Source organism: Hydrogenophaga sp. (assembly GCF_048549895.1).
Lineage (GTDB): Bacteria > Pseudomonadota > Gammaproteobacteria > Burkholderiales > Burkholderiaceae_C > Hydrogenophaga.
On the sequence record NZ_JBLYYB010000078.1, the window covers coordinates 121,586 to 146,984 of the forward strand.

Below are 25,399 nucleotides of genomic sequence, written 5' to 3' on the forward strand. Positions count from 1 at the left end.
CCTCCCCGTTGAAAGCCCCACATGGCCATTCATGTTGCCCTGAGCCACATCACGCATTATCGATACGACCGGCTCGTCAAACTCGGCCCCCAGGTGGTCCGTCTGCGGCCCGCGCCGCACAGCCGCACCAAGGTGCTGTCGTACTCCCAGCGCATCGAGCCCGAGGGTCATTTCATCAACTGGCAGCAGGACCCGTTCGCCAACTACCAGGCCCGCCTGGTCTTCCCCGAGCCCACCACCGAGTTCAAGGTCACGATCGACCTGGTGGTGGAAATGGCGGTCTACAACCCGTTCGACTTTTTCCTGGAGCCGCGCGCCGAAAACTTCCCGTTCAGCTACGACGAAGAACAGAAAAAGGAACTCGCGCCCTACCTCGTCACCGCGCCGGTGACCCCGCTGCTCAAGGCGTATCTGGCCACGGTGGACCGCAAGGAGCGCCGCACGATCGACTTTCTGGTCGACGTGAACCAGAAATTGCAGAACGCCATTTCGTACACCATCCGCATGGAGCCGGGTGTGCAGGCGCCCGAAGAAACGCTCAAGCTCGGCAGCGGCTCCTGCCGCGACACGGGCTGGCTGCTGGTGCAGATCCTGCGCCACATGGGCCTGGCCGCGCGCTTTGTGTCGGGCTACCTGATCCAGCTCAAAAGCGACGTGAAATCGGTCGACGGCCCCAACGGCCCCGAGCAGGATTTCACCGACCTGCACGCCTGGTGCGAGGTGTTCCTGCCCGGCGCCGGCTGGATCGGCCTGGACCCGACCTCGGGTCTGCTCGCCGGTGAAGGCCACATCCCGCTGGCGTGCACGCCGCAGCCATCGAGTGCCGCGCCGGTGGAAGGCGCCATGGACAAGTGCGAGGTGGAATTCAGCCACCACATGGGTGTGACCCGGGTTTACGAATCCCCCCGCGTGACGCTGCCCTACACCGACGACCAGTGGGCCGGTGTGGTGGCGCTGGGCGAGAAGGTTGACGTGGATCTGAAAAAACACGACGTGCGCCTGACCATGGGCGGTGAGCCCACGTTTGTGGCCACCAGCGACCGCGACGCGGGCGAATGGAACACCGACGCGCTCGGCCCGACCAAACGCGGCTACGCCACCGAGCTGCTGAACCGCCTGCGGGTGGAATACGGCGCCGGCGGTTTCGTGCACATGGGCCAGGGCAAGTGGTACCCGGGCGAGCAGCTGCCGCGCTGGGCGCTCTCGATGTTCTGGCGCGCCGACGGCGAAACCATCTGGAACAACCCTGCGCTGCTGGCCGACGAACGCGACGAAAAACACTACACCGCCGACGACGCGCGCCGCTTCACACAGGCACTCGCCCGCAAGCTCGGCCTGTCCACGCAGTACATCACCCCCGGTTTTGAAGACACCTGGTACTACCTCTGGCGCGAACGCCGCCTGCCGGTCAACGTGGACCCGTTCGACGCCAAGCTCGACGACGAACTGGAGCGCGCGCGCCTGCGCCGCGTGTTCACCCAGGGCCTGGAGGCCACGGTGGGCTATGTGCTGCCGCTGCAGGCCTCGGGCCCCAACGGCGCCTTGTCCAACAACGGCAAGAGCAACTACGCGCGCATCTCCGGCACGGTATGGTCCACCGGCCCCTGGTTCTTCCGCGACGAGCGCATGTACCTCGTGCCCGGCGACTCGCCCATGGGCTACCGCCTGCCACTCGACTCACTCCCCTGGGTCTCGGCCGGCGACTACCCGTACCACATCGAACAAGACCCGCACACCGCGCGCGACCCACTGCCGCGCGGTGCGGCGGTGAAGCACCAGGTGTCACCGCACCAGGTGGGCGGTGGCTTTGCCGAGGGCGGCACGGTCTCCATGCAGGGCATGGACTTCGACCCCGACGCCGAAACCGTGGAAGGCCTGCGCCCGGGTCAACCCGGCCCCGGCGCAGCACCAGCCCAAGCCTTGTCGGCACGCTTTCCGCAGCGCGCCGAGTCGGCTGCCTGGCTCACCCGCACCGCGTTGTGCGTGGAAGCCCGAGACCCGCACCGCGCCAACGGCCCCAAGGCCGAAAAAGCCGGCGGCGGCAAGATCCAGCACCTCTACGTCTTCATGCCGCCCATGGCGCACCTGGAGGACTACCTCGACCTGCTGGCCGCCGTGGAAGCCACGGCCGAACGCCTGGGCGTGACCGTGGTGCTGGAGGGCTATCCGCCACCACGCGACCCGCGCCTGAAGATGCTGCAGATCACGCCCGACCCGGGCGTGGTGGAGGTCAACATCCACCCCGCCCACACCTGGGGCGAGCTGGTGGAGCACACCGAGTTTTTGTACGAGGCCGCGCACCAGACCAAGCTGTGCGCCGAGAAGTTCATGACCGATGGCCGCCACACCGGCACCGGTGGCGGCAACCACTTCGTGATGGGCGGCGCCACCCCGGCCGACTCGCCGTTCCTGCGCAAGCCCGAACTGCTCGGCAGCCTCATTGCCTACTGGCACAACCACCCCTCGCTGTCGTATTTGTTCAGCGGCCTCTTCATCGGCCCGACCAGCCAGGCGCCGCGCGTGGACGAAGCGCGCAACGACCAGTTGTACGAGCTGGAGATCGCGCTCAAGGAAATCGCGAATCAGGTTCATGGCGGCCGCCACGCCGCCGGGCCGCCCCAAGGCGGGGCAGCCCCCTCGGGGGGCAGCGGACCTCGCGAAGCGGGGGAGCGTGGGGGCGATGCCTACATGCCGCCGTGGATGGTGGACCGCACCTTGCGCAACATCCTGATCGACGTGACCGGCAACACGCACCGCAGCGAGTTCTGCATCGACAAGCTCTACTCGCCCGACTCCCCCACCGGCCGCCTGGGCCTGCTGGAGCTGCGCGCGTTTGAAATGCCGCCGCACGCGCGCATGAGCATCGCGCAGCAGCTGCTGCTGCGCGCCCTGGTCTCGCGTTTCTGGCAACAACCCTGGCACGGCCGCCTCACCCGCTGGGGCACCGAGCTGCACGACCGCTACCTGCTGCCGACCTACGTGCGCATGGACTTCGAAGACGTGCTCACCGACCTCGCCGACTTTGGCTACCAGTTCGACATGGCCTGGTTCGACCCGCACTTCGAGTTCCGCTTCCCCATGGTCGGGCAGGTCGCCGCGCGCGGCATCGAGCTCACGCTGCGCAGCGCGCTGGAGCCCTGGCATGTGATGGGCGAAGAAGGCGCACCCGGCGGCACCGTGCGTTATGTGGACTCGTCGCTGGAGCGCATCGAGGTGCGCGTGAAAGGCTGGAACGACAGCCGCCACGTGATCACCTGCAACGGCCGCGCCATCCCGCTGCAGACCACCGGTACCGCCGGCGAGTACGTGGCCGGTGTGCGCTACAAGGCCTGGAGCCCGCCGTCGGCCCTGCACCCCTCGATCCCGTCGCACGCGCCGCTCACCTTCGACATCGTCGACACCTGGATGAAGCGCTCCATGGGCGGCTGCCAGTACCACGTGGCGCATCCCGGTGGGCGCAACTACGACACCTTCCCGATCAACGCCTACGAGGCCGAGAGCCGCCGCATGTCGCGCTTCTTCCAGATGGGGCACACCCCCGGCCACATGGACGTGAAGCCGGCCAGCAGCAGCCGCGAGTTCCCCGCCACGCTGGACCTGCGTTACTGACCGTTCGCCGGGCGAAAAGCCCTGTGTGACGGAAGCAACAAGGCGGGCACCCCGGCGGGGTACCGCTTGCGGGGCAGCGGGCATACTCGGGAGCAGTGAACCACGACGCCTCCGACTCCCTGTTTGACGAGCTCAGTCCCGACCATCCTGGCGACTGGGCTTTGTCCTTGTCGGTCCCCGCCGATGCCGGCCACCGCGACGAATTGCGCGCTGGCGGCAAGCCCACCAGCGATGCGCTGGCACCCCACTGGGACAGCTTTTTCGAGCACATCGGCACCGACGGTTTCAAAGACCTGAACCGCCGCAGCGACAACCTGCAGCGCCAGATCCGCGACAACGGCGTGACCTACAACGTCTACGCCGACGCCTCGGCCGGTTTGCAGCGGCCCTGGGCGCTCGACCTCTTCCCCATGCTGGTCGGCCCGCAGGACTGGGCCCAGATCGAGACCGGCGTGTTGCAGCGCACCCGCCTGCTCAACGCCATCATGGGCGACCTCTACGGCGAGCGCGAACTGCTCAAGCGCGCGCTGCTGCCCGCCGCGCTCGTGCAAGGCCACCCCGGCTACCTGCGTTCCATGCAGGGTGTGAAGCCTCCGGGCGACACCTGGCTGCACATCGTGGGCTTCGATCTGGCCCACGGGCCTGATGGCCGCTGGTGGGTGGTGGGTCAGCGCACGCAGGCACCGTCGGGCCTGGGCTACCTGCTGGAAAACCGCATCGCGATTGCGCGCCAGTTCCCCAAGGCCTTCGCCGGCATGAAGGTGCAGCGCCTGGCCGCGAGCTACCGCGCGCTCATGGACGGCATCAAGCGCGTGGCGCCCGAAGGCGAGAACGCGCGCATCGCGCTGCTCACGCCCGGCCCCTACAACGAAACCTATTTCGAACACGCCTACCTCGCGCGCTACCTCGGCCTCACGCTGGTGGAGGGCAACGACCTCACCGTGCGCGACCAGCGCCTGTACCTCAAGACCCTCAGCGGCCTGGAGCCGGTGCACGCGCTGATCAAGCGGCTGGACGACGAATGGCTGGACCCGCTGGAGCTGCGTTCCGACTCGCGCCTGGGCGTGCCCGGCCTGCTGCAGGTGCTGCGCGCGGGCAATGTGCTGCTGGCCAACGCGCCGGGCTCGGCACCACTTGAATCGAGCGCCATGCTCGGTTTTCTGCCCGCCATCAGCCGCCACCTGCTGGGCGAAGAACTCGCCATGCCGTCGCTGGCCACTTGGTGGTGCGGCGAAGACGCTGCCTTGCGCGAGGCATTGCCCCTCATCAAGAGCAGCGTGATCAAACCGACCTACCCGCGCTCGAAACTGGACACCGCCATGGGCCAGAGCCTGAGCGAGCGGGAACTGGACGAATGGTCCGGGCGCATGGCGCGCCACCCCGACCACTACACCGTGCAGTCGTGGCTACCGCTTTCTCAAACCCCCACCTGGTCGGGCGAACGGCTGATGCCGCGCTCGGCCATGCTGCGCGTGTTTGCGCTGGCCGACGGCACAGGTTCCTGGCGCGTGCTGCCCGGTGGTTTGGTGCGTCTGGCTCAGCGCGGTGAACTCATCGCCGCCATGCAGCGCGGCGGCAGCAGCGCCGACTGCTGGGTGCTCACCGACGGCCCGGTGGACCACACCAGCCTGTTGCAGTCAGCGCCCACCACACTCGCGCTGGCACAACAAAAACGCCCGGTGACCAGCCGCGCAGCCGAAAACCTGTTCTGGCTGGGCCGCTACACCGAGCGCGCAGAAAACAGCCTGCGCCTCGCGCAGATCGTGCTCAACCACCTGGGTGGCGAAGAGCCCAACTCGCGCCCACTCATGGCCTGGCTCACCGCCACCGCCACCGAGAACTCGCTGGTGATCTCCGAAGCACCGACCGCCACCGCATCGCCGCGTGTGTTCGCGCGCAGCCTCATGGCCGCGCTCTCGCCCAAAACCACCGACCCGCTGTTCGGCAAGTCGCACAGCGTGGGTTTCAACCTGCGCGCGCTCAAATCCGCCGCCTCGCAGGTGCGCGAGCGCCTGTCGCAAGAGCACTGGCACCTGATCGAGCGCACCGAAACCAGCTTTGCACGCGACTGCGCCGCCCTGTCCACCGACGCCGAATACGCCACCGCCGAAGCGCTCACGGCGCTGCAGAACGCCAGCGAACTGCTGGCCGCCATCACCGGCTCACAAACCGACCGCATGGTGCACGACGACGGCTGGCGCCTGCTCTCCATGGGCCGCCACATCGAGCGCCTCATCACGCTCTCACGCGCCCTCTCGCTCGCGCTTGAACACGGTTGTGTGCACGACCAGGCCGGGTTTGAGGCCGTGATTGCGCTGTTCGACAGCACCATCACCTTCCATGCCCAGTACCAACAGCGCCGCGACATGGTCGCGCTCATCGACCTGTTGGTGATGGACCGAGACAACCCGCGCTCACTCGCCTGGGTGGTGCAGACGCTGCGCTCGCGCCTGGACAAGCTGGCCCGCAGCGCCACGCCACAAGACGCCGTGCTGGCTCAAGGCCTGCCCAACCCCGACACCTGGGTGCTGCAAGACCTGAGCAACTGGCAACGCAGCCCCGAAGGCCTGCGCACCTGGAGCGACCTCGCCGAACTGCTGGACGGCTGCGAGATCGCGGCGGTGGAACTCTCCAACGAACTCAGCCGCCTGCACTTCAGTCACGCCGATCTGCGCAATCAAAGCCTGGGTGTCTAGCAACATGAGCCCCCACGCTCCGCACTTCGTGTCGTCGCTGCCCCCCGAGGGGGCGCTGGCCCTCCTTGGGGCGGCCCGGCGGAGGTCCTGACATGCTCCTGCGCATCCTCCACCGCACCCGCTACCGCTACCACGGCTCGATCGACCTGGCGCAGCACATGGTGCACCTGTGCCCGCTGGACACGCCGCACCAGCGCCTGATCAACAACGAGCTTCGCATCGACCCACTGCCGGCCGCGCGCAGCCAGACCACCGACGTGTTCGGCAACCAGCGCACCTTCTTTTCGCTGCAGGCCACGCACAGCGTGCTCACGGTGGAGGCCGACAGCCTGGTGGAGACCAGCGCGCACCAGCCGCTGCCCCAGGCCCCGCCCTGGCGCGGCATGACATGGGAGCGTGTGCGCGAGCACTTCCGCTACCGGGCCAACGCCCCCTTCGACCCGGCCGCCGAATTCCTCTTCGCGTCGCCCTACGTGCCGCGCGACGACGCCTTTGCAGCCTTTGCCCGCCCCGCGTTCAAGCCCGGCCTACCCGCGCTCGCAGCGGCCCAGGCGCTGATGGAACTCATCCACACCGAGCTGACCTACGAGACCGCCAGCACCGAGGTGAACACCCCCACACTCGTTGCCTTGGCGCAAGGCAAAGGTGTGTGCCAAGACTTCGCGCACATCATGCTGGGCTGCCTGCGCACGCTGGGTTTGCCGGCGCGCTACGTGAGCGGGTACCTGCTCACGCGCCCGGCACCCGGCAAGGTGCGCCTGATCGGCGCCGATGCATCACACGCCTGGGTGTCGGTGTACGTGCCGATCGTGAGCGAAGCGGATGACGCGACCGAGACCACCGGCGCCTGGTTCGACTTCGACCCCACCAACAACCGCTGCGGCTGGGGCAGCCCGGGCGAAGACTACGTGACGCTGGCCACCGGCCGCGATTTTGGCGACGTCTCGCCCATGCGCGGCGTCATTCAAAGCGGTGCCGACCACACGCTGCAGGTGGCGGTGACGGTGGCACCACCCGACGAACTGAAGGCGCTCGAAGCGCAGGCGTCGGCCCCCAAGGTCTGACGCGCTTGCAGACCGCCCTGCTGTGGGGCCGTCATTAGAATGGGTCGCTCATTCTTCTGGAGCCTTCCCATGAGCATTTACGACAAGCTGTCACAACTCGGCATCGTGCTGCCACCCGTCTCGGTGCCCGCCGCGGCCTACGTGCCCTTCGTGCAGACCGGCAACTTCATTTTTCTGAGCGGCCACATCGCCAAACAAGACGGCAAGCCCTGGGTCGGCCAGCTCGGCCTGACCATGACCACCGACGAAGCCAAGCCCGCCGCGCGCGCCGTCGCCATCGACCTGCTCGGCACCCTGGCCGCCGCCTGCCTGGCCGCTGGCAAAACGCTCGACGACGTCAAGCGCATCGTCAAGGTGATGAGCCTGGTCAACTCCACCGCCACCTACACCGAACAGCACCTGGTGACCAACGGCTGCAGCGAACTGCTCGGCCAGGTCTTCGGCCCGGTCGGCGCACACGCACGCAGCGCGTTCGGCGTGGCGCAACTGCCCATGGGTGCTTGTGTGGAGATCGAGCTGATCGCGGAACTGGGATGACCCCCAGAACTTGTTGACCCCCCGCGCGCCTCACGGCGCTCCCCCCTGAAGGGGGGCGGCATCTGGGGCCGGCGGAGCCGGACCCTCGATGCCTCTGGTGGGGGTCACTTCGGTTGTGTCGCTTCTTGTTGCTTCCTGCGTTCGCTGGCTCGCCGCACCTGACGGCTCTGGGTGGCTCGTGCAGCGACCTCATCCTGGGTTGCACGTTTTCGCGCAAAGTGGCGCACCGCCATTCGGGTGACACCGAACGCGAGCACCGCCACGGCGGCAGCGATCACGATCCCGGTCAGTTCTCCGCTGTTCATGGTCACTCCACCCGCGTGACGCAGTTGGGTTTGAAACCCAGGTCGGCAGCCTTGCCTTTGCGGCCGCGCGCCGCACGTGCGTTGTTCAGACTGCGGATTTCCAGCGTTTCGTCGCGTTCCTTGCCGCCGCGTCCGATGCCTTCGATCTTCACGCTGCGGGTGTAGGCCGCGGCACCGGCCAAGGTGTCCTTGGGTTCGAGGTCGATCAGCATCAGGCCACGGCCGCCCTTCTCCATCAGCTTGAGTTCGCTGATCTCGAAAGTGAGGATGCGCCCACCCGTGGAGGCGCAGCACACGTGGGTGGCGGCGTTCAGCGGCTGGCCGCCCGATGTGAACGCCGCGTGCGACGGCGCGCAAGGCGTTTCGCCCTCACCCAGGTTCAGGAAGGTCTTGCCGCCACGCTGACGCGACACCATGTTCTCCACTGTGGCCAGGAAGCCGTAGCCGCCGCTGCTGCTGAGCAGCAGCGCGGCGTTGGCCGGGCCGGCAAAGTAATGCAGCGGCTGCGTGCCACTCTCCAGTTCGATCAGCGTGGTGATGGGCTGGCCGTCGCCGCGTGCGCCGGGCAGGCTGGCCACCGGCACCGAGTAGACGCGACCGTTGCTGCCGAAGACGATCATCGTGTCCACCGTGCGGCATTCAAACGTGCGGTACAGGCCGTCACCGGCCTTGAACGCGAAGCTGCCGGCCTCGTGGCCGTGTCCGGTGCGCGCGCGCACCCAGCCCTTGCTCGACACCACCACCGTCACCGGCTCGTCCACCACCTTGATCTCGGCCACGGCCTTCTTCTCGGTCTGGATCAGCGTGCGGCGCGCGTCGGCGAAGGTCTTCGCATCGGCTTCGATCTCTTTCACCATCAAGCGCTTGAGGCTGCCCGGATTGCCCAGGATGTCTTCGAGCTTGCCCTGCTCTTCTTTCAACGACTTGAGCTCCTGCTCGATCTTGATGGCTTCCAGCCGTGCGAGCTGGCGCAAGCGGATTTCAAGAATGTCCTCGGCCTGCCGGTCGCTCAGCTTGAAGCGCTCGATCAGCGCGGCCTTGGGATCGTCGGCCTGGCGGATGATCGCGATCACCTCGTCGATGTTGAGCAGCACCAGTTGCCGGCCTTCGAGGATGTGGATGCGGTCCAGCACCTTGGTGAGGCGGTGTTGCGAGCGGCGTGTGATGGTGCCCTGGCGGAACTCGATCCACTCATTGAGCATCTGCCGCAGCGACTTCTGCGTCGGCCGGCCATCGATGCCGATCATGGTGAGGTTGATCGGCGTCGAACTTTCCAGGCTGGTGTGCGCCAGCAGCGCGGTGATGAGTTCCTGCTGCTCGATGCGGCTGCTCTTGGGCTCGAACAGAAGGCGCACCGGCGCGTCCTTGCTCGATTCGTCGCGCACGCCGTCCAGCACCATCAGGATGCTCGCCTTGAGCTGCGTCTGTTCCTGCGTGAGCGCCTTCTTGCCGGCCTTCACCTTGGGGTTGGTGAGTTCCTCGATCTCTTCGAGCACGCGCTGTGTGCTCACGCCGGGTGGCAGCTCGGTCACCACCAGCTGCCACTGGCCTCGCGCCAGGTCTTCAATCTTCCAGCGCGCGCGCACCTTGAGACTGCCGCGCCCGGTGCGGTAGGCGTCGACGATGTCGCTCGCCGGGCTGATGATCTGGCCGCCGCCGGGGTAGTCGGGGCCGGGCAGGATGGCGAAGAGCTCGTCGTCGGTGAGCTTCGGGCTTTTGATGAGCGCCACGCAGGCGTCGGCCACCTCGCGCAGGTTGTGGCTGGGGATCTCGGTGGCCAGGCCCACGGCAATGCCGGATGCGCCATTGAGCAGGTTGAACGGCAGGCGCGCGGGCAACTGTTTGGGCTCCACCGTGGAGCCGTCGTAGTTGGGCACGAAATCCACCGTGCCTTCGTCGATCTCGTCGAGCAGCAGCGTGGTGATCTTGGCCAGCCGCGCTTCGGTGTAGCGCATGGCCGCCGCGCCATCGCCGTCGCGCGAACCGAAGTTGCCCTGACCGTCGATCAGCGGGTAACGCTGCGCGAAGTCTTGCGCCATGCGCACCAGCGCGTCGTAGGCGGCCTGGTCGCCGTGCGGGTGAAAGCGGCCGAGCACATCACCCACCACACGCGCACTTTTCACCGGGCGCGCCGCCGTGTTGTTGTTGGGACCGCTGAAGCCCAGGCCCATGCGGTCCATGCTGTAGAGGATGCGCCGCTGCACTGGCTTCTGGCCGTCGCACACGTCGGGCAATGCGCGGCCCTTGACGACGGAGAGCGCGTATTCGAGGTAGGCGCGCTGCGCGTAGTTGGCGAGGTTCAAGCCATCGTCCGGTTCGGACAAGGGCAGTTCGGGATTCAGGATGTCGGACATGCGTCGGTTCTAAAAGGGTCAGATGTCCACGTCGACCGAGTCGCCGTGCAGTTCCATGAGCTCGCGGCGCGAAGCGGCTTCGCCCTTGCCCATGAGCTTGGTGATGAGGGCTTCGGTGTCCGCGAAGTTGATGGCGCCGAGCACCACCGGCATGAGGCGGCGCGTGTCGGGGTTGAGCGTGGTGTCCCACAGTTGTTCGGCGTTCATCTCGCCCAGACCCTTGAAGCGGCTGATCTGGCATTTGTCGCGCGCCACGCCGTCTTTCTCGGCCTTGTCGAGGATGGCGTGCAGCTCGCCGTCGTCCAGCGCGTATTGCTTGAGCGCAGGCTTCTTGCCACGCGCGGGCACGTCCACACGGAACAGCGGCGGGCGCGCCACGAACACGTGGCCGGCTTCGATGAGCTTGGGGAAATGGCGAAAGAACAGCGTGAGCAGCAACACCTGAATGTGCGAGCCGTCCACATCGGCGTCGCTCAGGATGCAGACCTTGCCGTAGCGCAGGCCGCTCAGGTCGGGCGTGTCGTTCGGGCCGTGCGGGTCCACACCGATGGCCACCGAAATGTCGTGGATCTCGTTGTTGGCAAACAGTCGGTCGCGCTCCACCTCCCAGGTGTTGAGCACCTTGCCGCGCAGCGGCAGCACGGCCTGGCATTCCTTGTCGCGGCCCATCTTGGCGCTGCCACCAGCCGAATCGCCCTCGACCAGAAACACCTCGTTGTGCGCCAGGTCCTTGCTCTCGCAGTCGGTGAGCTTGCCGGGCAACACGGCCACGCCCGAACCCTTGCGCTTCTCGACCTTCTGCCCCGCCTTCTGGCGCGTTTGTGCGGCCTTGATGGCGAGTTCGGCGAGCTTCTTGCCGTAGTCCACGTGCTGGTTGAGCCAGAGCTCCAGCGCGGGCCGCACAAAGCTGCCCACCAGGCGCACCGCGTCGCGCGAGTTCAGGCGCTCCTTGATCTGGCCCTGGAACTGTGGATCGAGCACCTTGGCGCTCAGCACGTAAGAAGCGCGTGCAAACACGTCTTCGGGCAGCAGCTTCACGCCCTTGGGCAAGAGCGCATGCAACTCGATGAAGCCCTTGACCGCCTGGAACAAGCCGTCGCGCAAACCGCTCTCGTGTGTGCCGCCCGCGCTGGTGGGGATCAGGTTCACATAACTCTCGCGCACCGGCTGGCCGTCTTCGGTGAAGGCCACGCACCAGGCCGCGCCCTCACCTTCGGCAAAGCTGTCGTGCCCACTGTCGGCGAAACCTTCGCCCTCGAACAGCGGGATCACCGGGTCGCCATTGAGCGTCTGCTGCAAATAGTCGCGCAGGCCGCCTTTGTAGAGCCAGGTCTGCACGTCCTTGGTCTTTTCGTTGACCAGGGTCACCGTCACGCCCGGCATCAGCACCGCCTTGCTGCGCAGCAGGTGGGTGAGCTCGGCCATGGGCAACACGGCGGACTCGAAGTACTTGGGGTCGGGCCAGGCGCGCACCGTGGTGCCCTGCTTGCGGTCGCCCTCGCCTTTGGGCGCAATGACCAGGGCCTTGATCACGTCACCGGCGGAAAACGCGAGCTTCGCCACCTGGCCTTCGCGGTAGCTGACCACTTCCAGCCGGGTGGAGAGTGCGTTGGTCACGCTCACGCCCACGCCGTGCAGGCCGCCCGAGAAGCTGTAGGCGCCGCCCTTGCCCTTGTCGAACTTGCCGCCGGCGTGCAGGCGGGTGAACACGAGCTCGACCACGGGGGCTTTTTCTTCGGGGTGCAGGCCGAACGGGATGCCGCGGCCGTCGTCTTCCACGCTCACCGAGCTGTCGGCGTGCAGCGTGACCTTGATTTTTTTGCCGTGCCCGGCCAGGGCCTCGTCGGCCGCGTTGTCGAGCACTTCCTGGATGATGTGCAGCGGGTTGTCGGTGCGGGTGTACATGCCCGGGCGCTGCTTGACCGGCTCCAGGCCCTTGAGGACGCGGATCGAGCCTTCGGAATACACGGGGGGAGTTTGGGTTGCCATGGGGGCGGATTGTAAGCACCGGAGCCCCGAAAGACTGTATGGAGATACAGATATCCGCTCTGGCAGCCGCTGTGATGCCCGCACGGCATCAATCCACCCGTGCGATATCAAGGCCGGAGCCCGGCGGTGACAGGTGAAGCGAGGGCTTCTTCGCTACAGTCGCCGGATGTCGTCCGCTGCCCATACCCGCACCCCGCTGTCCACCGTTCAGGTCCTCGCCTGCGGCGCTCTCATCGTCACGCTCTCCATGGGCATCCGACATGGCTTTGGCCTGTGGCTGCAGCCCATCACCCAGGCGCAAGACTGGACACGCGAGAACTTCGCCTTCGCGCTGGCCATTCAAAACCTCTCCTGGGGCCTGTTCGGCATCTTCGCGGGCATGGCGGCCGACCGCTTTGGTGCGTTTCGGGTGCTGATCGGCGGCGCGGTGCTCTACGGCCTGGGCCTCACCGGCATGGCGCTGACCACCACGCCCATGACGTTCGCGCTCACCGCCGGCGTGTTGATCGGCGCGGCGCAGGCCGGTACCACCTACGCGGTAATCTACGGCGTGATCGGGCGGCAGATCTCGGCGGAACGGCGCTCGTGGGCCATGGGCGTGGCGGCGGCAGCCGGCTCGTTTGGCCAGTTCCTCATGGTGCCGGTGGAGGGCTGGCTCATCAGCAGCTTCGGCTGGCAAGAGGCGCTGCTGTTCTTGAGCGCCGCCGTGCTGCTGATCGTGCCGCTGGCCTGGGGCCTGCGTGAACCGGGCTTTGCCGGCGGTGCCGCACCGGCGCGCGAACAGACCATTCTGCAAGCGCTGCGCGAGGCGTTTCGCTACCGCAGCTTCCAGTTGCTCATGGCGGGTTACTTCGTGTGCGGCTTCCAGGTGGTCTTCATCGGCGTGCACATGCCGAGTTATTTGAAGGACAACGGCCTCTCGCCCCAGGTGGCCAGCTACGCGCTGGCGCTGATCGGGCTCTTCAACGTGTTCGGCACGTATGCGGCCGGCGTGCTCGGCCAGCGTCTGGCCAAGCGCCACATCCTGTCGTTCATCTACTTCGCGCGTGCCGTGGTCATTGCCATCTTCCTGATCGTGCCGCTGTCGCCCATGAGCGTGTACGTGTTTGCCAGCGTCATGGGCCTGTTGTGGCTCTCCACGATTCCACCCACCAACGCCGTGGTGGCGCAGATCTTCGGCGTGGCCCACATGTCCATGCTGGGCGGCTTCGTGTTCTTCAGCCACCAGATCGGCAGCTTCATGGGCGTGTGGCTGGGCGGCGTGCTGTACGACCGCACCGGGAGCTACGACATCGTCTGGTACATCTCCATCGCACTCGGCGTGTTCGCCGGTCTCATCAACCTGCCGGTGCGCGAGACGCCCATCGTGCGCGCGCCGCAGCGCCTGGGAGCCGCCGCGTGAATCTGGACCCCCACGCTCCGCCGATGCGCGGGTCGCTGCCCCCCAAGGGGGCTGAGCCGCCTTCGGGCGGCCGTGCGGCGGCTCACCTCTGGCAGCGCGCCCTGGTGTGGACCGGCGTGATCGCCGCCCTGCTGGGCACGCTCACGCTCTACAACCAGCCGGGTTTTCTCGTGAGCCTCGCCGATCAGCTCTGGAGCTGTTTCTGATGCACGGCACGGAAGCGCCATCGGCGTGGGTGCAGCGCTGGTCGCACCTGGCGCCCGCAGGCGGCTCGGTGCTGGACGTGGCCTGCGGCCATGGCCGGCACCTGAAGTGGTTCGCGCAACGCGGTCACCAGGTCACCGGTGTTGACCGTTCCCCCGAGGCCATCGAATCGGTGAAGCCCTTCGGCCGCGCCGTGCTCGCCGACATCGAGAACAGCCCCTGGCCCCTGGATGGCGAAACCTTTGACGCGGTGGTGGTGACCAACTACCTCTGGCGCGCGTTGTTGCCCGTGATCACGCGCAGCGTGGCGCCGGGCGGCATGTTGATTTACGAAACCTTTGCCATCGGCAACGAAAGCGTGGGCAAGCCCTCGCGGCCCGACTTTCTGCTGCAGCCCGGTGAACTTCTGCGCGCCTGCGAGGGCCTGCGGGTGGTGGCGTATGAAGACGGTTTCTGCGACCGCCCGGAGCGCTTCGTGCAGCGCATCGCGGCGGTGCGAAAACACCCGGTAACACCCGACTCGCCGCCCCGGTATCCGCTGGATGCCACTGGGTAGAATGCACGATCCGCGCAGATGCCGCGCCCTCAGGGGCGGCCCAGACAAGCGCCCCCAATTGAGCCTGCAGCAATGAACACCATCACCGGCAGCATCGTGGCCCTGGCCACCCCCCTGCATGAAGACGGCAGCGTGGACTACCCCACCCTGCGCAAACTCATCGACTGGCACATCACCGAAGGCACGGACTGCATCGGCGTGGTCGGCACCACCGGCGAGTCGCCCACCGTCACGGTCGAAGAGCACTGCGAAATCATCCGTGTCTCGGTCGAACAGGCCAAGACGCACGGCGCCAAACGCGTGCCCATCATGGCCGGCTGCGGCGCCAACTCCACCCGTGAAGCCATCGAGCTCGCGCGCTTCGCACAAAGCGTGGGCGCCGACTGCCAGCTGCAGGTCGTGCCCTACTACAACAAGCCCACGCAAGAAGGTCAGTACCAGCATTTCAAGGCGATTGCTGAAGCCGTGGGCGACCTGCCCACCGTGCTCTACAACGTGCCCGGCCGCACCGTGGCCGACATGCACCACGAAACGGTGATCCGCCTGGCCCAGGTGCCCGGCATCGTCGGCATCAAGGAAGCCACCGGCAACATCGAGCGCGCGCAGTGGCTGATCCGCGAAGCGCCCAAGGGCTTCGCCATCTACTCGGGCGACGACCCGACGGCCGTGGCGCTGATGCTGTGCGGCGGCCAGGGCAATGTGAGCGTCACCGCCAACATCGCGCCGCGCCTCATGCACGTACTCTGCGTGGCCGCCATCGCCGGCGACGTGCAACGCGCCATGGACATCCAGTTCCGCCTGATGCCAGTGCACAAGCAGCTGTTCTGCGAGGCCAACCCGATCCCCCTGAAATGGGCCATGGCCCGCATGGGGCTGTGCCGTGAGACCATGCGTCTTCCGCTCACGCCCATGTCCCGCCATCTGGTGCCGCAGGTCGAAGGCGCGCTGCAACAAAGCGGCCTGATCTGACTCTGACCCCTCTTCTGTCCACCCCACACACTTTCGGTCGCCACCGAGCCCATCCATGCCCACTCCCACTCTGAACCAGACCTCCCGCCTCCAGACCTGGGCCGGCGCTGCCGCGTGGTCCCGCCTGGGCCTGGTCGCCGTTGCCGCCCTCATCGCCTCGGGCTGCTCCATGCTCCAGGAAGACAAGATCGACTACAAGAGCGCGCAGCGCGGCAGCACGCTGGACGTGCCACCCGACCTCACCCAGCTCAGCCGCGACTCGCGCTACAACGTGCCCGGCACCACGGTGACCGCCAGCGGCTACCAGGCAGCCCAGCCAGCGCAAGCCACGGCAGCCACCACCGCAACAGCCACTGTGGGCGATGTGCGCATCGAGCGCGCAGGCAACCAGCGCTGGCTGGTGGTGAACCGCCCGGCCGACAAGCTCTGGAGCCCCGTGCGCGACTTCTGGCAAGAAAATGGTTTCCTGCTCGACATCGACCAGGAAACCCTGGGCATCATGGAAACCGACTGGGCCGAGAACCGCGCCAAACTGCCGCAGGACTTCATCCGCTCCACCATTGGCAAGGTGTTCGAAAACCTGTATTCCACCGGCGAACGCGACCGCTTCCGCACCCGCCTGGAGCGCACCGCCAACGGCAGCACCGAGGTCTACATCAGCCACCGCGGCATGGTCGAGGTGTACTCCTCCACCGACAAGGACCAGACGGTATGGCAACCCCGGCCTGCTGACGTCGAACTCGAAACCGAGTTTCTGCGCCGCCTGATGGTCAAGCTCGGCGTGACCGAAGCACAAGCCCAGGCCGTGACCGCCACCGCGCCGGTGCAGGCGGCGGCCAAGGTGGTCTCGGTGAACAACGCGCCGGTGGTGCAGTTTGAAGACAACTTTGACCGCGCATGGCGCCGTGTGGGCCTCTCGCTGGACCGCACCGGCTTCACCGTGGAAGACCGCGACCGCAGCAAAGGCATCTACTTCGTCCGCTACGTCGAACCCGTGACCAACGCCACCGAGCCCGGCTTCTTCAGCAAGCTGTTTGGCGGCTCCAAGAAAGAAGCGGCCACCGAGCGCTACCAGGTGGTGGTGCGCAGCGCCGGCACCGCCACCACCGTCTCGGTGCTGGGTGCACAGGGCCAGGCAGACGCTTCGGCCAACGCACGCCGCATCACGCAGCTGCTGGCCGACGACCTGAAATAAGCACGCGCTGCACAGACAACACTGGCCGCCTTCGGGCGGCCTTTTTCATGGGGCTACAACCCCAACTGGCTCGCGGGAAACGAAGGCGTGCTTCGGAGCCAGCACTCGTTCACGCGCTCCTGCAGCGCCACACGGCGCTCGGCATCCGTGCTGGCCACCAGCGTGTTGCGCAGCGGGTCCAGCCGCTCCAGCGTCCACACCGGCGAGCCGATGGCACTGGGCAGTTCGGCCCCCGCAGCACCCGCGCAGGCGTGTGCCTCCACCAAGTGGGACCAGGTCACGCGCCATTGCACAAACCGTGGGTGCTGCAGACGCAGCTGGTCGTAACTGCGCGCGAGCATCTTCAGCGTGCGGCCCCGGCGCGCCCAGCGGTTCAGCGCATCGACCACCACGCGCTCGCCCAGCGGCCAGTCGGCGAAGTCGGGATCGCTCAGGGTGATGTGGCTCCAACCTTCTGCTGCGGCCGCATCGAACGCCTGGCGCACGGTGTCGAGAAAGACCTGGCGGCCCTGCATGCGGCCGGTGGGCAACGGGGGCAGCGGTGTGGTCTCGCTGATTTGGGGTTCGGTCATGGCGAGCTCCTCGGTGGGTGGTCAGCAAGACCTCGACGGCTTCACACGCGGTGCAGCCATCCAGCCTCGAACCAGTCTTGCAGCAAGGCCCGCGCGCCTTCGCTGGCACGCTGCACCTGGCGCGCATCCAGGCTGCGTTCATCGGCCAGGCGCTGCATCAGGCGCGCATCGGCGCCGCCAGCGCGAAAGCTCTCGCCATTGATGAACACATGGCGCGGGTCGTACATCATGCGGGTGCGTCGATCCAGGCGCACGGCGCCCGCCACCCAGTCGGTTTGTGCTTCGTCAAAAAAGATCCGCGGCTTGGGTTCGGTCATGACCTCACCCAACGCGCAGGCCAGCGATTGGCGCTCGGCCAGCAGGCGCTGCAGGGCATCCACCGCGAACGCTTCCAGTCCTTCGGGCATGGCACCCGGGTGGGCCGTGGCTGGCTGACCCGGGTCGCGGTACAGCGTCTCGTCTTCAAGCTCGTCGGCCATGCGCTGCAACAGTTCACCCGCGAGCCCGCCGCGCTGGGGTGCGCGAAAACCGATCGAATACGTCATGCAGTCTTCGCCCACCGCATCACCATCGTGCGCCCAGCGCGGCGGCAGGTAGAGCATGTCGCCGGCTTGCAGCACGTGTTCTTCCTCGGGTTCGAAGTTCTGCAGGATCTTCAGCGGCACATCGGGCTGCAGCGTCAGGTCTTTCTGGCGGCCGATGCGCCAGCGGCGCTGGCCACTGGCCTGCAGCAGGAACACGTCGTAGCTGTCGAAGTGCGGCCCGACGCCGCCGCCTTCGCTGGCCCACGAGATCATCAGGTCGTCCAGCCGTGCATCGGGCACAAAACGGAAGCGTTTCAACAGGTCGTGCACAGCGTCCACGTGTTGGTCAACGCCTTGCACCAGCAAGGTCCAGCCGGGTTGTTTGAGCGGCGGCAGGCCGCTGCGTTTGAACGGCCCCTGTTTAAGCGCCCAGCCCTGGGGCTTGCGCACGATCAGGCGCGACTCGACGGCTTCCTGACTGGCCAGATCGAACAGCTCCGAGCGGCTCAGCAGCGGCCCGAAGCCGGGAATGGCCTGGCGGATGAGCAAGGGCTTTTTCTGCCAGTGGCGGCGCATGAACTGCGCTGGCGACAAACCGCCCAGCAGACTCAGAGGGACTTGCGTGGCGGCGGCCGTGGCCTGCGGCCCATGGGTTTCGGGTTTGAACATGGGACAATTGTCGGATGAAAATCACACAACAATGCGTCGTTGCGCTGACCTGGAGCCTGAAGGACACGCTGGGCGAATCACTCGATGTGCTCGAAGAGCCGGTGGAGTTTCTGGTGGGTGGCAGCGACCTGCTGGCCAAGATCGAAGAAGGTCTGCTCAACCACTCGGCGGGTGACACGATCGATCTGCATCTGGAGCCGGTGGACGGCTTCGGCGACTACGACGACACGCTGCTGTTCCTGGAGCCGCGCCACCTGTTCCCCGACGAACTCGAAGAAGGCATGGGCTTTGAAGGCCTGCCCCCGGGCTGCAATCCCGCTGCGCCCCGCGACCGCCTGTACTTCGTGAGCGACATCTACCCCGAGCACGTGGTGCTCGACGGCAACCACCCGTTGGCTGGCATTGCGCTGCGCATTTCGATGAAAGTGCACGCGGTGCGCGAAGCGACCGAAGCCGAGGTGGGCAAGGGCTCGATGGGCACCGGCTTCTTCCGCATGCAGGTGGACGAGCCTGATGAGTTGCAAGGCCCGGGCATCACGCCACCCGGCCCCCGGACATTGCACTGAATCAGCTGCGGCCCGTTGAGCCGTAGCCCCCCGCACCGCGTTCGCTCGCGGCTTCGAAGTCGTCCACCACGTTGAACTGCGCCTGCACCACGGGCACGATCACCATTTGCGCGATGCGCTCCATGGGCTCGATGGTGAAGGGCACGCCGCTGCGGTTCCAGGCGCTCACCATGAGCTGGCCTTGGTAGTCGCTGTCGATCAGCCCCACCAGGTTGCCCAGCACGATGCCGTGTTTGTGACCCAACCCCGAGCGCGGCAGGATCATGGCGGCAAAGCCGGGGTCGGCCAGGTGGATGGCCAGGCCGGTGGGCACCAGTTGCCAGGCGTTGGGCGCGAGCGTCAGCGGCGCGTCCAGGCAGGCCCGCAAATCAAGACCCGCACTGCCACCGGTGGCGTAGGCGGGCAGCTGATCCGCCATGCGCGGGTCCAGCACTTTCACATCGATGCGCATTCAGCAAACTCCTGTCTGGCGGCTCATGGTTTTTTCTTCATCGACTCTTCGAGCGCTTTGCCGGGATCGACCTCGGGTTCCGGTGGAGGCGGCTCCAGACCGGGTGGCGAGGCAGGCGCACCTTCTTCAGCCGCAGGCTCGGTGCTCTCGGGTTCGGGCACCTCGGGCTCTTCTTCCATGTCGGGCATGTTGCGCAGCATGTCGGTCACGGCGGCGTCGTCCACCACCACCTTGGCGCCCAGGCTGCCCGTGACGAGCGTGGGGTACGCGATCACCACCACCACCATGATCAGCTGCAGGACGATGAAGGCGATGGAGCCTTTGTAGATCTGTGCAGTGGTCACGGCCGGAATGCGCTGCTGGGTCACGTGGTCGGTGTAGTCGCTGCGCGCGGCCACGCTGCGCAGGTAAAACAGCGCAAAACCAAACGGCGGCGTGAGGAACGAGGTCTGCAGGTTCATGGCCAGGATCACACCGAACCAGATCAGGTCGATGCCCAGCTTGTCGGCCACCGGCGCGAGCAACGGAATCACGATGAAGGCGATCTCGAAGAAGTCGATGAACATGCCCAGCACGAACACGAGCAGGTTCACCACCAGCAAAAAGCCCATCTGCCCGCCCGGCATCTTGTCGAACAGGTGCTCGACCCAGATGTGGCCATCGGCCGCGTTGAAGGTGAAGCTGAAGACGGTGGAGCCGATCAGGATGAACATCACGAAGATGGCCAGCTTGGTGGTGCTCTCCAGCGCCTGCTTGAGCAGATCAAAGGTGAGGCTGCGGCGTGCGCCGGCCATGATCATGGCGCCCAGCGCACCCATGGCGCCACCTTCGGTGGGCGTGGCGATGCCCAGGAAAATCGTGCCCAGCACGAGGAAGATCAGCACCAGCGGAGGGATCAGCACAAAGGTGACCTGCTCGGCCAGACGGGACAGCAGCCCCAAGCGGAACAGGCGGTTGAGCAAGGCCAAGGTCAAGGCCAGGAGCGAGCCGACCGTGATCGACATGATGACCACCTCGTCGCCAGCCGGACTCATTTCGCGGCCGATCAACGGGTTGATGATGGACTCGTGCACCTGCGACCACGCCACGCTGACCGCGGCGCACAGCACCAGCAACACCAGCAGCGAGCGGTGACCGCTGGAGCCGTCGGGCTCGTTGTAGATGCGCGCCTCGGCCGGCAGCGCCGGCACCCAGCCCGGTTTGACGATGGCCACACCCGCAATGAACAGCAGGTACAGGCCCACCAGCAGCAGGCCGGGGATCAGGGCACCGGCGTACATGTCGCCCACCGATCGACCCAGCTGGTCGGCCAGCACGATCAGCACCAGCGAGGGCGGGATGGCCTGGGCCAGCGTGCCCGACGCGGTGATGGTGCCGGTGGCAATGGTGCGGTTGTAGCCGTAGCGCAGCATGATGGGCAGCGAGATCAGGCCCATGGAAATCACGGCCGCAGCGACCACGCCGGTGGTGGCCGCCAGCAGGGCCCCCACCAGGATCACCGCCACCGCCAGGCCACCACGCACCGGACCAAACACCTGCGCCACGGTGGAGAGCAGGTCCTCGGCCATGCGGCTTCGCTCCAGGATGATGCCCATGAGCGTGAAAAAGGGAATGGCCAGCAGCGTGTCGTTCTGCATGATGCCGAACACCCGCAGCGGCAAGGCCTGGAAGAGGTTGGAAGGAAACAGCCCGGCTTCCATGCCGACGAAGCCGAAGAACAGGCCGGTGGCCGCAAGCGCAAAGGCCACGGGAAAGCCGGAGAGCAGGAAGACCAACAGGCCCCCGAACATCAGTGGGACAAAGTTGGCGGCAATGAAGGCGGTCATGATCAGTTGGCTCCCTTGAGGCGCTTGTCGGCTTCGTCGAGCAGTTGCTGGGCCAGCAGCTCTTCGTCGCTGGGTCCGCTCAGGGCCAGCACATCGGGGCCGTTGCCGGTGAGGAATGCAATGCGCTTGATGAGTTCGCTCACACCTTGCAGGAACAGCACGACAAAACCCAGCGGGATCAGTCCGTACACCGGCCAGCGGATCAGCCCACCGGCGTTGGACGACATCTCGCCCGTGCTCCACGCGCGTTCAAACAGCGGCCAGCCCAGCGTGGCCATCATGTAGCACAGCGGAAACAGGAAGATCAGGATGCCGAACACGTCGACCCAGTTGCGCCCACGTGGGCTGAACCGCGAGGAGATGAAATCGATGCGCACATGCGCGTTGCGCAGGAAGGCGTAACCGCTGCCCAGCATGAACACCGCAGCGAACAGGTACCACTGAATTTCCAGCAAGGCGTTGGAGCTGTTGTCGAAGAGCTTGCGCACGATGGCGTTGCCGGCGCTGATCAGGGTGGTGGCCAGGATGAACCACATGACCAGCTTGCCGATCAGATCGCTCATGGCGTCGATCAGGCGGGACATTTTCAACAGGAATGACATGGAGTTTCCCCTGGGGGAGTGAACGCAAAAAGAGTCGCAGAGTCTACCGAACCGGCACGTGCGGCATCCGGGAGATGCCGACCCAGCGCGGGCAACCGGGGCGGCAGGACACGATCCGAGCAAAAAACCCCGCCAGGGCGGGGCTTCGTGCTCGGATCGCAATGCCGTTCACAGCTTGGCCGCTTGCATGTAGCGATCAAACTGGGCTTCGGTGAAACGGAACCAGAGGTTCTGCTCCTTGCGGAAAGCCGAGTAGTCCGAGTAGATCTTTTTCCACTTCGGGTTCTTCCCGCTGATGTCCGCGTAAAGCTCCATGGAGTTCTTGAACGCGGCGTCCAGCACGGGCTTGGGGAAAGCCAGCACCCGGGTGCCTGCGGCCACCAGTTGCTTGAGGGCGGTGGGGTTGAGCGCGTCGTAGCGGGCCTGCATGGTGGTGTGGGCGATGGCCGCGGCGCATTCCACGATGGCCTTGTTTTCGGGCGACAGCGCGTTGTAGGCCTTGTTGTTGACGTACAGCGAGAGCTGCGGACCACCTTCCCACCAGCCGGGGTAGTAGTAGTTCTTGGCCACCTTGTTGAAGCCGAGTTTCTGGTCGTCGTAGGGGCCGACCCACTCGGTGGCGTCGATGGTGCCTTTCTCCAGCGCCTGGTAGATCTCGCCAGCGGGAATGTTTTGCGGCACGCCGCCCATGGTGCCGAACACCTTGCCGGCGAAGCCGCCAATGCGCATCTTCAGGCCCTTGATGTCCGCCAGCGTCTTGATGTCCTTGCGGTACCAGCCACCCATCTGGGCGCCGGTGTTGCCCATGGGGAAGTTCACGATGTTGTAGTCCGCGTAGAACTCGCGGAACAGCTTCATGCCGTTGCCTTCGTACATCCAGGCCGTCATCTGCCGGCTGTTGAGGCCGAAGGGGATCGCGCAGTCCAGCGCAAAGGTGTCGTCCTTGCCAAAGAAGTAATAGGGCGCGGTGTGCGCGCATTCCACGGTACCTTCCTGCACACCATCCACCACGCCAAACGCGGGCATGAGCTCACCCCCGGGATGCACCGAAATCGAGAATTTGCCGCCCGACATTTCGCCCACCTTTTTGGCGAACACATCGGCCGCACCATAAATGGTGTCGAGCGCTTTGGGGAAGCTGGAGGCCAGCCGCCAGCGGATGGCGGCCTGAGCGTGCACCGCAGGCGCGGCACCAGCTGCCAGCACACCGGCCACGCCGGCGTGCTTGATCATTGAACGACGATCCATTTGATTGACTCCATGGTTGATGGGGGAACATCCGACCTGACGGACTCGGTGAAAGCCTTGTCAAGTCCATGGAAATTGTAGGAATCGCCCTCGGGCAAAGCCCCGGGGTTTTCCCTCGAACAAAGGCCCGCGTCCGGGGCCGTGCTCAAAACCGGTCCGGGCCGCTCAGCGCACCACCTTCAAACCGGGTGCTGCGTGCAGCAGCGGTTCGAAGCGGGTCCTGATGGACGCCTCGATGCCGGCAGCGTCCAGGCCCAGCGCGGCCAGCAGTTTGGCGGGATCGCCATGCTCCGAGAACTCGTCGGGCAGGCCCAGCGAGAGCACGGGCAGGTTGATGCCTTCGGACTGCAAGGTCTCAACCACCGCACCGCCAGCGCCACCGGGCAGGCAACCCTCTTCCACCGTGACCAGCGCCTCGTGCGAGTCGGCGAGTTCGCGCAACAGATCCACATCAAGCGGCTTGGCCCAGCGCATGTTGGCCACCGTGGCGCCCAGCTTTTCGCCAGCGCCCAGGGCCGGGTGGAGCAGCGTGCCAAAGGCCAGGATCGCAATGCCTTTGCCCTGGCGACGCACCTCGCCCTTGCCGAAAGGCAGGCCGTCCAGGCTGGTGGGAATCGTCGCGCCCACACCGGCACCACGCGGGTAACGCACGGCCACGGGCTGGTTCTGGGCGTGTGCGGTCGACAGGAGCTGTCGGCACTCAGCCTCGTCGGCCGGGCAGGCGATGGCCATGTTGGGAATGCAGCGCAGGTAGGCGATGTCGTAGGCGCCGGCGTGCGTGGCGCCGTCCGCGCCCACCAGGCCCGCGCGGTCCAGCGCAAACACCATCGGCAGGTTTTGCAGCGCCACGTCGTGGATGAGCTGGTCGTAGCCGCGCTGCAAAAAGGTGGAGTAGATCGCCACCACCGGCTTGAGGCCTTCACAAGCCAGGCCGGCGGCGAAGGTCACGGCGTGCTGCTCGGCGATGCCGACGTCGAAGTAGCGCTTGGGGAAGCGTCGCTCGAACTCGACCATGCCCGAGCCTTCGCGCATGGCCGGCGTGATGCCCACCAGGCGCTCGTCGGCCGCGGCCATGTCGCACAGCCACTGGCCAAACACCTGGGTGAACGTGGTCTTGGGCGCTGCGGTCGCTTTCACGATGCCCACGGCCGGATCGAAGGTGCCTGGGCCGTGGTACGCAATCGGGTCGTTCTCGGCCAGCTTGTAGCCCTGACCCTTCTTGGTCACCACGTGCAGGAATTGCGGCCCGCTGTCGGTCTCCAGCAGATGGCGGATGTTCTCCAGCGTGGGAATCAGCGAGTTCAGGTCGTGCCCGTCGATGGGGCCGATGTAGTTGAAGCCGAACTTCTCGAACAGCGTGGCCGGCACCACCATGCCTTTGGCTTGTTCTTCCAGACGCTTGGCCAGTTCAAACAGCGGCGGCGCGCCCTTGAGCACCTGCTTGCCCACGTTCTTCGCAGCTGCGTAAAACTGTCCACTCATGAGCTGGGCCAGATAGCGGTTGAGCGCTCCCACAGGTGGCGAGATCGACATGTCGTTGTCGTTGAGCACCACCAGCAGGCGGCCTTCGGCCACACCGGCGTTGTTGAGCGCTTCAAAGGCCATGCCGGCGGTCATGGCGCCATCGCCAATGATGGCCACGGCGTTGCGGTGCTCGCCCTTGATCTTGGCGCCCATGGCCATGCCGAGCGCGGCCGAGATGCTGGTGGACGAGTGCGCGGTGCCGAAGGTGTCGAATTCGCTCTCGGAGCGGCGCGGGAAACCGCTGATGCCACCGAGCTGACGCAGCGTGCTCATGCGGTCGCGCCGACCGGTCAGGATCTTGTGCGGGTAGGTCTGGTGTCCCACGTCCCAGACCAGGCGGTCTTCGGGCGTGTTGAACACGTAGTGCAGCGCCAGGGTCAGCTCGACCGTGCCGAGGTTGGAACTCAGGTGGCCACCGGTGCGCGCCACGCTTTGCAGCAGGTAGGTGCGCAACTCGTCGGCCAGCGGCAGCAGCTGCGCGCGGCTCAAGCGGCGCACATCGGCCGGTGACTCGATGGATGAGAGCAATGAACTCAT

20 protein-coding genes are annotated in these 25,399 nt (G+C 66.2%); 10 read left to right on the top strand and 10 right to left on the bottom strand.

Annotated features, from left to right (window positions below; genetic code table 11):
- The first annotated feature begins 21 nt into the window (after positions 1–21).
- The 4 genes from ACN4F8_RS08610 (at position 22) to ACN4F8_RS08625 (ending at position 7,906) form a co-directional block, all read left to right on the top strand.
- Positions 22–3,609 carry a DUF2126 domain-containing protein gene (locus ACN4F8_RS08610; RefSeq protein WP_419473187.1) on the top strand — a complete coding sequence of 1,196 codons (3,588 nt, stop codon included), beginning with the start codon at positions 22–24 and terminating at the stop codon, positions 3,607–3,609.
- Positions 3,610–3,704: 95 nt separating this feature from the next.
- A complete protein-coding gene (locus ACN4F8_RS08615; RefSeq protein WP_419473188.1) occupies positions 3,705–6,305 on the top strand; it encodes a circularly permuted type 2 ATP-grasp protein in 2,601 nt (866 codons plus the stop codon).
- 92 nt (positions 6,306–6,397) lie between these two features.
- Positions 6,398–7,369: a transglutaminase family protein gene (locus ACN4F8_RS08620; protein ID WP_419473189.1), complete on the top strand. Its 972-nt coding sequence runs from the start codon at positions 6,398–6,400 to the stop codon at positions 7,367–7,369.
- Positions 7,370–7,438: 69 nt separating this feature from the next.
- Complete coding sequence (locus ACN4F8_RS08625) at positions 7,439–7,906, top strand: RidA family protein (protein WP_419473190.1); 468 nt, start codon at positions 7,439–7,441, stop codon at positions 7,904–7,906.
- Between the two features lie 104 nt (positions 7,907–8,010).
- Here the strand turns inward: ACN4F8_RS08625 and ACN4F8_RS08630 are convergent, their stop codons facing one another.
- Genes ACN4F8_RS08630 through ACN4F8_RS08640 form a run of 3 tightly spaced genes read right to left on the bottom strand, consistent with a single transcriptional unit; the run spans position 8,011 to position 12,554 of the window.
- Positions 8,011–8,211: a hypothetical protein gene (locus tag ACN4F8_RS08630; protein ID WP_419473191.1), complete on the bottom strand. Its 201-nt coding sequence runs from the start codon at positions 8,209–8,211 to the stop codon at positions 8,011–8,013.
- 2 nt (positions 8,212–8,213) lie between these two features.
- Complete coding sequence (gene parC / locus ACN4F8_RS08635) at positions 8,214–10,565, bottom strand: DNA topoisomerase IV subunit A (RefSeq protein ID WP_419473192.1); 2,352 nt, start codon at positions 10,563–10,565, stop codon at positions 8,214–8,216.
- 18 nt (positions 10,566–10,583) lie between these two features.
- Entirely contained in the window at positions 10,584–12,554 is a 1,971-nt protein-coding gene (locus tag ACN4F8_RS08640) for a DNA topoisomerase IV subunit B (protein WP_419473193.1), read from the bottom strand.
- Positions 12,555–12,720: 166 nt separating this feature from the next.
- On the opposite strand from ACN4F8_RS08640, the gene ACN4F8_RS08645 reads away from it, so the two are divergent.
- The 5 genes from ACN4F8_RS08645 (at position 12,721) to bamC (ending at position 16,880) form a co-directional block, all read left to right on the top strand.
- Complete coding sequence (locus ACN4F8_RS08645; RefSeq protein ID WP_419473194.1) at positions 12,721–13,956, top strand: MFS transporter; 1,236 nt, start codon at positions 12,721–12,723, stop codon at positions 13,954–13,956.
- Complete coding sequence (locus ACN4F8_RS08650; protein ID WP_419473195.1) at positions 13,953–14,162, top strand: hypothetical protein; 210 nt, start codon at positions 13,953–13,955, stop codon at positions 14,160–14,162. Before ACN4F8_RS08645 ends, ACN4F8_RS08650 begins: the two co-directional genes overlap by 4 nt.
- The gene (locus tag ACN4F8_RS08655) at positions 14,162–14,716 is read left to right on the top strand and encodes a class I SAM-dependent methyltransferase (protein ID WP_419473196.1); all 555 of its coding nucleotides are present in this window, start codon (positions 14,162–14,164) and stop codon (positions 14,714–14,716) included. The genes ACN4F8_RS08650 and ACN4F8_RS08655 overlap by 1 nt, the downstream gene beginning before the upstream one ends.
- A 72-nt stretch (positions 14,717–14,788) precedes the next feature.
- Positions 14,789–15,685, top strand: coding sequence for a 4-hydroxy-tetrahydrodipicolinate synthase (gene dapA / locus ACN4F8_RS08660; RefSeq protein ID WP_419473197.1), 897 nt, complete (start codon positions 14,789–14,791; stop codon positions 15,683–15,685).
- A 55-nt stretch (positions 15,686–15,740) separates the two neighbouring features.
- Positions 15,741–16,880 (top strand): outer membrane protein assembly factor BamC, encoded by a 1,140-nt coding sequence (bamC, locus tag ACN4F8_RS08665; RefSeq protein WP_419473198.1) that lies wholly within the window; start codon positions 15,741–15,743, stop codon positions 16,878–16,880.
- A 53-nt stretch (positions 16,881–16,933) separates the two neighbouring features.
- On the opposite strand, the gene ACN4F8_RS08670 is transcribed toward bamC, so the two are convergent.
- Both ACN4F8_RS08670 and ACN4F8_RS08675 read right to left on the bottom strand, forming a co-directional pair.
- The gene (locus tag ACN4F8_RS08670) at positions 16,934–17,452 is read right to left on the bottom strand and encodes a hypothetical protein (protein ID WP_419473199.1); all 519 of its coding nucleotides are present in this window, start codon (positions 17,450–17,452) and stop codon (positions 16,934–16,936) included.
- Between the two features lie 41 nt (positions 17,453–17,493).
- Complete coding sequence (locus ACN4F8_RS08675) at positions 17,494–18,645, bottom strand: JmjC domain-containing protein (protein WP_419473200.1); 1,152 nt, start codon at positions 18,643–18,645, stop codon at positions 17,494–17,496.
- A 14-nt stretch (positions 18,646–18,659) separates the two neighbouring features.
- Here ACN4F8_RS08675 and ACN4F8_RS08680 point away from each other — a divergent pair, with 14 nt between their 5' ends.
- Positions 18,660–19,211, top strand: a complete 552-nt coding sequence (locus ACN4F8_RS08680; RefSeq protein ID WP_419473201.1) for an FKBP-type peptidyl-prolyl cis-trans isomerase — start codon at positions 18,660–18,662, stop codon at positions 19,209–19,211.
- Position 19,212: 1 nt separating this feature from the next.
- Here the strand turns inward: ACN4F8_RS08680 and dut are convergent, their stop codons facing one another.
- The 5 genes from dut to dxs form a co-directional block, all read right to left on the bottom strand.
- A complete protein-coding gene (gene dut, locus ACN4F8_RS08685; RefSeq protein WP_419473202.1) occupies positions 19,213–19,662 on the bottom strand; it encodes a dUTP diphosphatase in 450 nt (149 codons plus the stop codon).
- Positions 19,663–19,685: 23 nt separating this feature from the next.
- The gene (locus tag ACN4F8_RS08690; RefSeq protein ID WP_419473203.1) at positions 19,686–21,488 is read right to left on the bottom strand and encodes a TRAP transporter large permease; all 1,803 of its coding nucleotides are present in this window, start codon (positions 21,486–21,488) and stop codon (positions 19,686–19,688) included.
- 2 nt (positions 21,489–21,490) lie between these two features.
- On the bottom strand, positions 21,491–22,090 hold the full coding sequence (locus ACN4F8_RS08695) for a TRAP transporter small permease subunit (RefSeq protein WP_419473204.1): 600 nt from the start codon (positions 22,088–22,090) through the stop codon (positions 21,491–21,493).
- Between the two features lie 168 nt (positions 22,091–22,258).
- Entirely contained in the window at positions 22,259–23,338 is a 1,080-nt protein-coding gene (locus tag ACN4F8_RS08700) for a TRAP transporter substrate-binding protein (protein ID WP_419473205.1), read from the bottom strand.
- A 165-nt stretch (positions 23,339–23,503) separates the two neighbouring features.
- A complete protein-coding gene (dxs, locus tag ACN4F8_RS08705; protein WP_419473206.1) occupies positions 23,504–25,399 on the bottom strand; it encodes a 1-deoxy-D-xylulose-5-phosphate synthase in 1,896 nt (631 codons plus the stop codon).